Origin of the sequence: Desulfosporosinus lacus DSM 15449 (assembly GCF_900129935.1) — a bacterium.
Classification (GTDB): domain Bacteria; phylum Bacillota; class Desulfitobacteriia; order Desulfitobacteriales; family Desulfitobacteriaceae; genus Desulfosporosinus; species Desulfosporosinus lacus.
This window is the reverse complement of the sequence record NZ_FQXJ01000009.1, coordinates 185,487-198,670: the sequence shown is the minus strand read 5'-3', so window position 1 is coordinate 198,670 and position 13,184 is coordinate 185,487. Positions and strand designations below refer to the sequence as shown.

The following is a 13,184-nucleotide window of genomic DNA, read 5'->3' as shown; positions in this document are numbered from 1 at the left end:
AGGGAGGTCATAAGTATGTTTGGAGCAGGTGGAGCTGGAGTAGGCGCAGGAATTGCCATCGTGGTTGTTATCATTCTTTTGCTCATCGCAATGGGTATCGTATTCTAATAAAAGAAATTTTGAAAATGGATGGTATTCAATAGTTCACATTTGGAGGTGAGTTCATGTACGGATATGGTGCAGCTGGTGTTGGTGTTGGTACTGGTGCCGGAATTATAGCTATTGCCGTTTTGATTCTGATCGCTTTGGGAGTTATTTTCTAAGCTTTCTCAAAAGGGTGATGTTGGGGGATCCCTATTATTAGGGGTCCTCTAGTTTTTGTTTTTATTGCCTAAACCACTGGCCGACTCCTTAAATACTCTATATTTTAAGCAGTTGGCTATGTTGGCTGAAATAGCTAAATGGCCCTGCGTATTGGAAGCAGCGCCATCTAGTGAATAAGAATGGTTAAGAATGGTCAATAAGAATGGACGAAAAGTAATATGATAAGAATACGATTACATAAATGAAAAAGGTTTACTCATTATGGCCTACCACCACCAACGGCGAAAACCCCACCAAGGACCGAAACCAAACCAAGGGCCGAAGCCAAACCAAGGAAAACCCCAACGTCCCCTCCACATAGTTAAAACCTCCTTCAAATTATCGTTCTCATTTACTGCAGGATAGCAGCTACATTTAGATCTACCATAATACAGAATATGAAAATGATGGAACTATTGTTCCAAATGATGGAAATGGATGTCGTGACTGCAGTTTGCTATACATAGCTTGATTGCCCTTAAGATTAGATTGGTTATTACTGGGATATACTACTACGAAGATAGTGTTGGGGGAGAGAGGTTTCTTGGAATTCATTCAACTGGTATTACTCGAGGGAATACTTCTTCTTTGCGCAGGAATGATTTTCTTTGGAGGGATTTGGGGAACTGTTGCGGCAACAGTCGCTTTAAGTGGGATAAACTATCTTTTCCATGACGCAACAATGTTTTGGCAATGGGAAACTCCCATGTTAGTAGGTGGAACCGTTGGAATCCTGCTCCTTCTTACTATTGGAAAAATAGCTAATAAAAGTCAGCTTGTAGGCGGACTTGTAGGCGGATTGAGCAGCTTGGTTTTATTCGGGGCCTTTGCGACGCCAGTAATTGCCATAATCCTATGGGCCTTAGTATTTGGCACAGGTATTATTCCTAAAGGGAGCAAAAATCAGATGTTATGGAGTTTTGCCCCGACATTTTTGCGAATAATCTTGGGATTGGGATGGATTATTTACGGAAACTTTTTAACAATTTAATCCTGAAATCATTCCCATTATCCGGAAAATACTAAAACAAAACCTTGCTATTACGTTTAATATTTGTTATCTTATACATAAACTTATTATTGTCAGGCATATAGCTGGGCTTCAGCTTTTGGAGCAGCGGAGGAATCTGCGGGACTACCTTTTTGTAAGGGGTCCTATTTTTATGTACTTTAGTTTGATTTGCCATATACTAGTTAGTTAGGAGAGTGCAGTCGTGGATGAGAAGACACAGGTGGCCTCGTTATCAGTAGCTTCGAATATTTTATTAACCTTAACTAAGGTGATAGTTGGGTTAGTCAGCGGGTCGGTTAGTATCTTGTCGGAAGGGATTCATTCCGGTATCGATCTAGTGGCGGCCTTTATTGCACTTTTTGCGGTGAAAGAGTCTGGGAAGCCTGCTGATTCATGCCATGCCTACGGACATGGGAAGATAGAAAATGTTTCCGGTACGATCGAAGCTGCTTTGATCTTTGTGGCAGCGCTAATGATAATCATTGAAGCGATTAAGAAAATCCAAGAAATTATTTACAGCAACGGTGGACATGTCACAGATTTTGGCTTGGGCTTAGGTGTGTTAATCATGGGAGCTTCAGCGATCATGAATTGGATTGTCTCCACACGGCTTATGAAAGTTGCCAAGCGAACTGATTCTGTAGCGCTTGAGGCGGATGCCTTGCATTTAAGGACAGATGTCTATACTTCATTAGGAGTATTGGTGGGGTTGCTCTTAATCAAGCTTACGGGTTGGACCATAATAGATCCTATCATTGCGCTTGGGGTTGCGTTTATGATTATAAAGGCATCTGTTGACTTAACAAAGAAGGCTTTTGCACCGCTGGTTGATGTTAGTTTGCCGGATGAGGAACGTGAGATAATTGCTGAAGTACTGCAACGCTATGAGGATGAATTTGTAGAATTTCATAAACTCCGGACTCGTAAGGCCGGAGCAGAAAGACATGTTGATTTACATTTGGTCGTTGCTAAATATACTCCAGTCGTTGACGTTCATGATTTGTGTGACAGGATCGAAAAAGAGATTAATGAGAGATTGTATATAACTTATGTCTTGATTCATGCAGAACCTTGCAGCAACAGGGATGTGGAATGTCCGGTTGAGGAAGGATTGGCTTCCTCTTGTCAGAGTTGCCAAGTGCGGAAGCCGGAGCAGGGGTCGGAGGTCAGAGGCCGGAAGTCAGAGAGTGAGATCTAAAAGCTACAAAATTTAATGATTTGTATGCTGGCTGGTCCTTAGATACTATAGTTGGATAATTTGAGAACTTTTCAGATTCCATTTGAGTATGTTTTCCCATTATTGGAAGGATAACTGTCTAAGGTGAGTTTCAAGTCCGAATTTCGAATAGCAAAGGTCGAGAATATCGATAATGGTTGCTGCAATTTTAGCTCTGTTTTATAATGAAAGTCTGGGGGAGTATATTTGTGAAACGATTATGGTCTGTAAAACATTCTTCCGGACGAATGACAGAAAAACTCCGCGATTTTTTAGGGATTTCTCCGGTTGTCTCAGAAATATTAATTCAAAGAGGCTATCAACAGCCTGAAGAGGCTATTGAATTTATGCGTCCAACCCTCTTAAATCTAATCTCACCCTTTTGTTTTTGCGACATGTTGCAAACGGTTGAGCGATTGTCTTTAGCCTTAGAGCGCAAGGAAAAGGTCCTTATCTATGGTGATTATGACGTGGATGGAGTTACGAGTACCACTTTACTATACAAGGTTCTAATTGATTTGGGGTTACAGGCTGTGGCCTATATTCCACACCGCCAAGACGAAGGCTATGGTCTCCATTCTGAGGCTGTTGAACGGGCAGCTAAGGCGGGTGTGAGTGTTATTATTACAGTTGACTGTGGGGTTACAGCAGTCGAGGAAGTGGAACTGGCTAAAACTCTTAATATTGACGTCATTATTACAGATCACCATGAACCGCTAAAAGTTTTACCAAAGGCTTTTGCTATTATAAATCCTAAGCTTGAGAATTCAGGCTATCCCTTTAGGGATTTGGCCGGGGTTGGTGTAGCGTTTAAATTGGCCCAAGCCTTATTGCAATCTTTAGGGAACGATGAAACAGGCATACATTCTGAAATCAAACTTTTAGATCTGGTGGCTTTAGGGACGATTGCAGATCTAGTCCCTTTAATTGGGGAAAACCGGGTCTTAGTTCATTATGGACTTCGCCAAATGGAGGAGACCAATCATCCCGGACTGGCAGCTCTTCTCGAGGAGTGTGGGTTAAGGGATAAAACCCTTAAAGCAGGACAAATTGGCTTTATGGTTGCGCCTAGAATTAATGCGGCTGGACGTATGGACAGTGCCCGAGCAGGTCTGGAACTTCTTCTGACAGAGGATGCTGAGCGAGCGGGTGAACTTGCACGTCAATTAACTCGGGAAAACCAATCGCGCCAGGAAACCGAGAAGGAGATTTTAGCAGAAGCGATTTCCTTATTGGAACGTGAACCGCTGCCGCGAGTGATCGTACTTTCGACAGACCATTGGCACCATGGGGTTGTAGGGATTGTAGCTTCCCGTTTGGTAGAACGTTATTATCGTCCAGTCTTTATAATTTCGGAAGATGGAGAAGAAGCTAAGGGTTCGGCACGTGGCATTGCGGGTTATCCAGTATTAGAACAGTTGAGCACACAAGCACATCTGCTGACAAAGTTTGGAGGACATAAACAAGCCGCCGGTTTTTCTCTCCCTGCAAAAAACATCAAAAAACTTAGAGAAGGACTGAATGAACAAGCTTTAGCTTTTGATGAAACTCTCTTTCAGGAAGTCTTAAGAATTGATTCTCAAGTTGCTCTCGAGGCTGTTTCAGGGGATTTACTCCGTCAACTCGACCTAATGGCACCCTTTGGGTTTGGAAATCCAGGCCCGATTTTGGCCAGTAAAGAAATTCCTGTGCATTCCCTAAGTACTGTAGGAAAAGACCAAAGTCATCTGAAATTTCGCTTTGGATCAAAGGGAGAGCTAGAAGGAATTGCCTTCAGGTTAGGAGAACGTTTGAATGAGCTGAAGGATAAACTGACATTAGATGCAGCATTTGTTCTGGATTGGAATACTTTTCGAGGTCAAGAAAATGTTCAATTAATGATCAAAGATATTCAGACTGAGGCGAATTGGCTAAATCCGCAAAGTGTACATGAGGCCGATCCAACCGCATATCAGGAAATTGCGGTCACAAATGAGGAAATTGAAATTGAATGGCTGGATTGGAGAGATTTGCCTCAAAAAGAGTGGCCTATACAGTATAATCAACGATTATGGATTTGGGACAACACAGGGTGTATGCCGACTCTTCGACTTGGGAATGATTTGGCTAGTAGCCAACATACTCAAGGAGAAGGTTCTGAGGAAGATCCTTTGAATCAGGATGAGGATGGAAAGGTCAATCAAAGTCTCGGGTTGGTGTTCGGTCTTCCCCTTACGGAGGAGGATTTTAGAGAAGGCGTCGATAAACTGCGGAGATTAGGTATATTTCGTATTGCACTTGCAGGATTTCAAGCCCCTCTTGAGGAAAGAGTTCGTCAGCGTTGTTGTTACATAGCTCGCGAAGAGCTGGTACAATTATATCGAGAGCTGCTTGCTAAATCGAGCAGGGCTAATCCTTTTCGGTGGGGCACTGTTCTGAAAATTTCGGCTAAAGAGAAAGCCGGATTAAAAGTATTTGAAGAGTTGGGGCTCATCCGATGCCTTGGCGGGACGGATGAGATTGTCTTGGAATGGATTCCAGCTCAAAGCAAATTGGATTTGGAATCATCTTTACGCTATCGTTTAGCAAAAGAACGGTTGGATAGAGCATTAAAATTTCATAATCAACTGCTCGTCTCGTCTATTCAATTAAAGAAACTTTACTGACGGATAAACTTTTAAGTTAAGGTACAATTATCTAAGTTGTTTGCATCAAAAGAAAGGTGGCGTAAAGATCATGGATTTCAGGGACCATATTCGCGTAATTTCCGATTTCCCCAAGGAGGGAATTTCGTATAAGGACATTACAACTCTTATGAAAAACGGCGAAGTTTATCATGCCGCTATTAACGCCCTGGTAGAAAAAATTAAGCCGTGGCAGCCTGACGTGATTGTCGGTCCTGAAGCACGTGGCTTCTTATTTGGTGCACCTGTGGCCTATGCCTTAGGAATCGGATTTGTTCCAGTTCGCAAACCGGGTAAATTGCCTGCCCAAACGATTGGGGAGACCTATGCTTTAGAATATGGGTTTGATACGTTAGAAGTCCATGCAGATGCTATCAAACCTGGCCAACGAGTAGTTGTTGTAGATGATTTGTTAGCAACTGGGGGAACAATGCTTGCGACCGCAAACTTACTGAAAAAGATTGGGGCAGATGTGGTTGGATTGGGCTTCCTAATTGAACTAACGTTCTTAAACGGTCGGGAGAAGTTGGAGGATTACCCTGTTTTCTCTTTGGCAGAGTATTAGATTTGGCGAAGTTGTTACTTAACCGAGCGTTATTGGCAGATGAGAGGAGTTCACCGATGTCCTTCGCAGAATTAATGGTAAAAATGAAAAAGAAATCTCCAGAGGCACGTCTGGCTATTGTGGATAAGGCATATCAGTTTGCTGAAGTGGCTCATAGGAACCAACTGCGCAACTCTGGGGAAGATTATATTCTGCATCCCTTGGAAGTTGCGCAAATTTTGGTTGAACTTGAAATGGATGAAGCAACCATTGCGGCCGCTCTGCTTCATGATGTCGTGGAGGATACAGAATTTACCATTCAGGATATTGAGAAGGCATTTGGCGCAGAAATCGCGTTGCTTGTTGACGGTGTGACTAAACTTGGCCGGATTGAGTACAAAAGCAAGGTGGAGCAACAAGTAGAAAATCTACGCAAGATGTTTTTGGCGATGGCCAAGGATATCCGTGTAATACTCATTAAACTTGCTGACCGCCTTCATAATATGCGAACCCTGAAATATCATTCGGAGAAAAAGCAAAAAGAAATTGCCCAAGAAACCCTGGAAATTTTTGCTCCTTTGGCTAACCGCTTGGGGATTTTTCGGATTAAATGGGAGCTGGAAGATCTTTCGTTTCGATATCTAAAACCACAGGAATATTATGATTTAGTCGAAGGAATTGCCCTTAAACGCCGGGAACGCGAAGCCTATATTAACGAAGTTATAGTTCAAATGCGAGACAGATTAGATGAAGTAGAAATATATGCGGACATTGCGGGTCGTCCTAAGCATTTTTACAGTATCTATCGTAAAATGACTACTCAGCACAAAGAACTAAGCGAAATCTACGACTTAATGGCGATTCGAGTCATTGTGGACTCCGTCAACGATTGTTACGGTGCATTAGGGATCATTCACACAATGTGGAAGCCGATCCCTGGTCGCTTTAAGGATTATATTGCCATGCCTAAGCCAAATATGTATCAGTCATTGCATACTACCTTGATTGGACTTCATGGAGAGCCCTTTGAAATTCAGATCAGGACCTGTGAGATGCACCGGACGTCAGAATACGGGATTGCTGCCCATTGGAAATACAAAGAAGGAAGCAATAATGAATGTACTAATAAGTCAACGAGTAATAAGTCAACAAGTAATAAAGACTGTGGTAATAAAACAGCGAGCGTAAATTTTGATCAAAAGCTCTCTTGGTTGCGTCAACTTCTGGAGTGGCAACATGATTCTCGGGATGCCGGAGAATTTATGGAGTCGCTGAAAATAGACTTGTTTGCAGATACAGTTTTTGTATTTACTCCTAAGGGGGATGTGGTGGAACTTCCCGCAGATTCCTGTCCGGTTGATTTTGCTTATCGCGTTCATACAGATGTAGGGCACCGTTGCATAGGTGCCAAGATTAACGGGCGGATTGTTCCGCTGGAGACCAAGCTGAATAACGGAGATATTTTAGAAATACTTACCTCAAAGCAAGGGGGGGCACCCAGTCGAGATTGGTTGTCTTTTGTTAAAACCTCCCAGGCCAAGAATCGGATTCGCCAATGGTTTAAGAAAGAGCAACGAGAGGATAATATCATTCGCGGACGTGAGAGCTTGGAACGTGAGGTCCGCAAGTTGGGGCTGGATCCGGTAGCTGTTCTTAAACCCGAAAGCCTCATGGCGATTGGCAAGACCCAAAACTTTGTAGGTCTGGATGATTTATACGCCTCAATTGGGGACGGTGTACTTACCCCAAATAAAGTCTTGATGCGCTTGCGCGAGGATCTCTCTAAAGAAGAACGAGAAAAGGTACAGCTGGCAGCACTCCAGCAAGGGGAAGGCAAAGTACCAACTCAGGTTTCGTATGGCAAAGCAACCCATGGGGTGAGGGTCAAAGGCGTGGATAACGTATTGATTCGTTTCGCACAGTGTTGTAACCCTCTGCCGGGGGATGCGATAATGGGTTACATTACCCGAGGGCGCGGGGTTTCTATTCATCGTGGGGATTGCAGCAATGTACTAAGCCACTCTGAAGAAGAGAGTGATCGGATCGTAGAAGTTATGTGGGCAGAACAAGTGGATTCCACTTATCCCGTAGATATTCAAATCTATGGGAGAGACAAGCCGCGTTTGGTCACAGAGGTCATGAATACAGTTTTAGATACTCGGACACATATTCTAGGGATTAATGCCCGTGTGGGAAAAGGTGACGTTGCCCATATCCAGTTGAGAATCGAGATTAGAAACGTGGAACAGCTTAAAATGGTGATGCATAAAATTCGTAAGGTTAAAGACATCACGGAAGTCAAGCGAATCCATACGGGAGAAAGTTGAGATGCGCAGTGTTGTTCAGCGCGTTAAACGCGCCTCGGTAACCGTGAACGGTGAAAAAGTAGGAATCATAGCTGCCGGACTTTTGGTCCTGCTGGCAGTTGGACAAGAAGATGGAGCAGACGACATAAGCTGGATGATTGAAAAAATTGTAGGGTTGCGAATTTTTGAAGATCAAGGAGGCAAAATGAATTGCTCCGTACAGGATACAGGCGGAGAAATTCTTGTGGTTTCTCAATTCACACTTTATGGTGATTGCCGTAAAGGGAAACGCCCTAGCTTTACGGCAGCTGCCCCCCCTGAACAAGCCAAGGATCTATTCGAACGCAGTGTTGCCGGAATGCGCAGTTATGGAATAAAAGTGGAGACCGGAATTTTCCAAGCAGAGATGGACGTTGAATTGGTCAACGATGGACCTGTGACGATACTTTTAGACAGTAAGAAAAAGTTTTAAGGAGGTAATGTTTGATGATTGAAGCGCATGCTATGGGTGCTATGGGAGCAAATTGTTATTTGTTCTATTGTGCGGAAACTAAGAAAGCTGTAGTCATCGACCCCGGCGCAGATGGAAAAAGGATTTATCGTTGGGTTATGGAGAAGGGTCTAAAGGTGGATTATATTCTGATTACCCATGGGCATGTGGATCACATTGGTGCCGTAGATGAACTTAGAGAACTCTTGGGGGATGTCTTGGTAGGGATTCATGCGGATGATGCAGGGATGCTCACAGATGACAGGAAGAACCTCTCTAGTTATGTGGGAAGCAGACTTGTACTTAAGAAAGCGGATATCCTGCTTCAGGACGGACAAGAACTTATGATTGGCAAAGAACGAATCAAAGTCATAGCAACTCCGGGACATTCTCCTGGAGGGGTATGTTTCTTATGTTCTGAAGGGCTGTTTAGCGGAGATACCCTTTTTGCCGGGTCGATCGGCCGAACTGATTTCCCGGGAGGATCAATGAATCAGCTTTTAGATGGAGTCAAGAAAAAGCTCTTGATTCTCCCAGAAGGTACCCGAGTTTTTCCTGGTCATGGTGAAGAGACCAGTATCGGAGAAGAAAAACGGGACAATCCCTTTTTGGTATAATTTTTTGATTCAGTGTTGCCATCCATGGCACCGCAGTACTAAGCTATCCTTAGCGATGGGATATACAATATTTTAATACATTTACAAAAATAACCAAATAATTATTGACAAATAACGATCGTATTTGGTAGAATATAAAGATATAGGCGTTATTCATTGAAACAACGTAATAAATGTAGAATACTCACGAAACCTTTTGGAAAATTCCGGGTTAATCTTTCTCCAGGGAGGGCTTGCAAGACTGGAACTAGCCTGAGAGACACACGGTAGGACACCCTAAAGAAGAGTATCTTTGCATCGGATAGTCTCGTTAACGACTGAAAAGTGGGCGGAAGAATACCGTCAATTAGGGTGGCACCGCGAGAAGTTCTCGTCCCTTGCGCAAAGCAAGGAACGAGGGCTTTTTTTCTATAAGTGCCAGCCAAGAATTTTTTGAACTATAATTTAAGGAGGAATTTGCATGGCGATTCAGCGTCCAAAAGGGACTCAAGATCTATTGCCAGGTACAATCGAACAATGGCAATATCTCGAAGAAACTATTCGCTCAGTTTGCCGCGAATATGGGTATGAAGAGATTCGGACGCCGATGTTTGAAGCAACAGAGCTTTTTCAAAGGGGCGTTGGGCAAACTACGGATATTGTTAAGAAAGAAATGTACACCTTCCAAGACAAAGGGGATCGATCGATGACCCTGCGTCCGGAGATGACTGCTTCGGTCTGCCGTGCGTATGTGGAGGACAAGCTTTATGGCCAACCACAGCCGATGAAATTGTACTATATTGGCCCTATGTTTCGGTATGAGCGGCCACAAAGCGGTCGTTTTCGCCAGTTCCATCAGTTTGGAATTGAAGTTTTGGGTGCAGACCAACCGATCGTGGACGCAGAAGTCATTAGCTTAGTCTGGAATTTATATAAACGACTTGGACTAATTGGGCTTGAGGTCCATGTCAATTCTGTTGGATGCCCAATTTGCCGGGCAAGGCACCGTGAACAATTGCAGGAATTTCTGGCTGCTCGAAAAAGTAAATTATGTAACGATTGCCAAGAACGTTTTGAACGAAATCCATTGCGCATACTAGATTGCAAGAACCCCTCTTGTCAAGAGGAGACCGTTGGGGCGCCGACAACAAAGGACACCCTTTGTGAGGACTGCAGTACTCACTTCGAGAAAGTTCTGGCTATCTTAGGCAGGGCCGGAGTGGTCTATCGAGTTAATCCACGCTTGGTAAGAGGACTTGATTATTACACGAAAACAGCTTTCGAAGTCATGGTCGAAGAAATCGGAGCCCAGAGTGCCATATGTGGGGGCGGCAGGTATGATAAGCTGGTTGAAGAAATCGGCGGACCGCCAACTCCGGGAATTGGATTCGCCATGGGGATTGAACGTGTTTTAGCAGCCCTGCAAGTACAACATAAGCTGCCGGAAGAAAAGCCTAAACTATTTGCTATGTTGATTGCCTTGGGTGAACAAGCCCAAATCGAGGGCTTTGCTCTTCTGAGTGACTTGCGCAGCCAAGGGATGCCTGTGGGTATGGATTTGCTCGGTCGAAGTTTAAAAAACCAACTTAAATCAGCCAATCGCCAAGGCGTACGCTATGCCTTAATTCTTGGTGAAGAAGAGCTTGCTCGAAAGGTGCTTGTCATTCGTGATTTAACACTCGGCGAGCAAATGGAAGTTTCACTGGTGGACGCAGTTGAAGAAATAAACAAGAAGTATCAGAGAGGTGTTTAACATGACAGTATTTTCAGAACGTGTTGAAAATGGACAGCTAGGATTAGCAAAAGTGGGAGAGACCGTTCGTTTGTTAGGATGGGTTCAGCGCCGTCGTGACCACGGAGGTTTAATTTTCGTTGATCTGCGAGATCGTACAGGTATTGTTCAAGTTGTTTTTGACCCAGAGAAGATGGGAGAAGGATTTTCCACGGCAGAAAGCTTGCGTTCAGAGTTCGTTGTCTCGATCCTTGGGCAAGTGATTGCTCGCCCAGAAGGAATGATTAATCCAAACCTGGCAACAGGCAAAATTGAGATCGTGGCCCAGACATTGGATGTCTTAAATGGAGCTAAAACTCCTCCTTACTATCTTGTAGATCAAGTGGATGTAGACGAGACAGTGCGTCTCAAATATCGCTATTTGGATTTGCGTCGACCCGAAATGCAAACCGTATTCAAGATTCGGCATCGAGTTACTCAGATCATGCGTAATTTCTTTGACCGTCAAGGTTTTTATGAAATCGAAACTCCCATGCTTAATAAATCTACGCCTGAGGGGGCACGAGATTATCTTGTTCCCAGCCGTGTTCACCCAGGTGAGTTTTATGCCTTACCGCAGTCCCCCCAAATATATAAGCAACTTCTCATGGTAGGCGGTATGGAGAAGTATTTTCAAATTGCCCGTTGTTTCAGGGATGAAGATTTAAGAGCAGATCGTCAACCGGAATTTACTCAACTTGATGTCGAGATGTCTTTTGTCGAAGTGGAAGACATACTTCCCATGATGGAAAAATTAATGACGGAGATTTTCTCTGAAACAGTTGGGAAACCTGTAACCGTTCCTTTCCCGCGTTTAACATATAAAGAAGCAATGGATCGATATGGATCAGACAAACCGGATACGCGCTTTGGCATGGAACTGATCGATGTGGGAGAGCTCGTGGGTAAAACCGGATTTAAGGTATTCGCTAATGCAGTGGCAAATGGCGGGAGCGTAAAATGTATCTGCGCTAAAGGGTGTGCCGGCTTGCCACGCCGCGAAATCGATGACCTGGCTAAGTTTGTCAGTACTTATCGAGCGAAAGGCTTAGCCTGGATCGTCTTAGCTGAGGAGGGCCTGAAATCCCCTATTGCTAAATTCTTTACTGAAGAGGAAATGGCTGCCCTAATTGAACGTACACGTGCCGAGACTGGAGATATCTTGTTCTTTGTGGCAGATACCTATGCTGTCGTCTCTGATGCACTGGGGCATCTGCGCTTGGAATTGGCAAAACGTTTAGGTCTGATTGAAGAGGGACTGCTCGAATTCCTATGGGTTACCGAATTCCCACTCTTGGAATATGATGAGGAACAACAACGTCATATCGCTATTCACCATCCATTTACTGCACCCATGGACGAAGATTTATATCTTCTCGAGACTGATCCCCTTAAAGTTAGGGCAAAGGCCTATGACATGGTCCTCAACGGAACGGAGCTCGGGGGCGGAAGTATTCGGATTCATCGTCGTGAGGTACAGGAGAGGTTATTTAAGTTACTTGGATTTTCTGAGGAAGAGGCTGTCGCCCAATTTGGATTTCTTATGGAGGCCTTTGAATATGGTACTCCTCCCCACGGCGGAATTGCCTTCGGCCTGGATCGAATGATTATGCTTCTAACTGGAAAAGATAACATTCGAGACGTGATTGCCTTCCCGAAAACTCAAAGTGCATCCGATTTAATGGCTCATGCTCCTTCGCCGGTGGCGGACAAACAATTAAAGGAATTGCATATCCAGACTAACATTGAATTACCCAGTGTGAAATAGAAGTGGGAGTCTTCTTGAAATTAATAAAAAAGCAGGGAAGCAATGAGGAGAGCTAATTAATAATTTTTAATTAAAGGAATTCTCCTTAATTGTAAGGAATAATGACTTTTCCGATGTTATTTGACCTGAGTAAGCCGAGAAAGTTGACCGAGGAAGAGTTGACAGGGAAGAGTGCATTAGCTATAATATTTATTGTAGCTACCCCCTTAGGGTATCGGAGGATGCATAGCATGACGAATTCAACCCCTTATTCAGAATCTAAAGAGGATCTTATACGCAGGCTTAAAAAAATCGAAGGCCAAGTAAAAGGGATTCAACGTATGGTTGACAGTGACAAGTATTGTGTTGATGTCTTGATTCAAGTGGCAGCAGTTCGTGCTGCTCTTAACAGAGTTGGCACTATTGTCTTTGAACACCATTCACGGGGATGTATGCGCAATGCCGTTGAGAACAATAACCAGGAAGCTGCGATTGAGGAGCTTATTGGGGTGCTCGCTAAATTTATTAAATAAATC

Annotated in this window: 10 protein-coding genes; all 10 read left to right on the top strand. The window is 43.8% G+C overall.

Annotated features, from left to right (window positions below; translation table 11 throughout):
- Positions 1-847: 847 nt before the first annotated feature.
- The 10 genes from BUB11_RS14155 (at position 848) to BUB11_RS14110 (ending at position 13,181) form a co-directional block, all read left to right on the top strand.
- Positions 848-1,294: a hypothetical protein gene (locus BUB11_RS14155; protein ID WP_073030410.1), complete on the top strand. Its 447-nt coding sequence runs from the start codon at positions 848-850 to the stop codon at positions 1,292-1,294.
- 223 nt (positions 1,295-1,517) lie between these two features.
- A complete protein-coding gene (locus BUB11_RS14150) occupies positions 1,518-2,513 on the top strand; it encodes a cation diffusion facilitator family transporter (protein WP_073030409.1) in 996 nt (331 codons plus the stop codon).
- A 227-nt stretch (positions 2,514-2,740) separates the two neighbouring features.
- Positions 2,741-5,176: a single-stranded-DNA-specific exonuclease RecJ gene (gene recJ / locus BUB11_RS14145; protein ID WP_073030408.1), complete on the top strand. Its 2,436-nt coding sequence runs from the start codon at positions 2,741-2,743 to the stop codon at positions 5,174-5,176.
- A 70-nt stretch (positions 5,177-5,246) separates the two neighbouring features.
- Positions 5,247-5,759: an adenine phosphoribosyltransferase gene (locus BUB11_RS14140; RefSeq protein WP_073030407.1), complete on the top strand. Its 513-nt coding sequence runs from the start codon at positions 5,247-5,249 to the stop codon at positions 5,757-5,759.
- Positions 5,760-5,815: 56 nt separating this feature from the next.
- On the top strand, positions 5,816-8,065 hold the full coding sequence (locus tag BUB11_RS14135; protein WP_073030406.1) for a RelA/SpoT family protein: 2,250 nt from the start codon (positions 5,816-5,818) through the stop codon (positions 8,063-8,065).
- A 1-nt stretch (position 8,066) separates the two neighbouring features.
- Positions 8,067-8,516 (top strand): D-aminoacyl-tRNA deacylase, encoded by a 450-nt coding sequence (gene dtd / locus BUB11_RS14130; protein WP_073030405.1) that lies wholly within the window; start codon positions 8,067-8,069, stop codon positions 8,514-8,516.
- Between the two features lie 14 nt (positions 8,517-8,530).
- Positions 8,531-9,151: an MBL fold metallo-hydrolase gene (locus tag BUB11_RS14125; protein WP_073030404.1), complete on the top strand. Its 621-nt coding sequence runs from the start codon at positions 8,531-8,533 to the stop codon at positions 9,149-9,151.
- A 460-nt stretch (positions 9,152-9,611) separates the two neighbouring features.
- Positions 9,612-10,883 carry a histidine--tRNA ligase gene (gene hisS / locus BUB11_RS14120; RefSeq protein ID WP_073030403.1) on the top strand — a complete coding sequence of 424 codons (1,272 nt, stop codon included), beginning with the start codon at positions 9,612-9,614 and terminating at the stop codon, positions 10,881-10,883.
- A gap of 1 nt (position 10,884) precedes the next feature.
- Positions 10,885-12,669: an aspartate--tRNA ligase gene (gene aspS, locus BUB11_RS14115; protein ID WP_073030402.1), complete on the top strand. Its 1,785-nt coding sequence runs from the start codon at positions 10,885-10,887 to the stop codon at positions 12,667-12,669.
- A 230-nt stretch (positions 12,670-12,899) separates the two neighbouring features.
- Entirely contained in the window at positions 12,900-13,181 is a 282-nt protein-coding gene (locus BUB11_RS14110; RefSeq protein ID WP_073030451.1) for a metal-sensitive transcriptional regulator, read from the top strand.
- Positions 13,182-13,184: the final 3 nt, after the last annotated feature.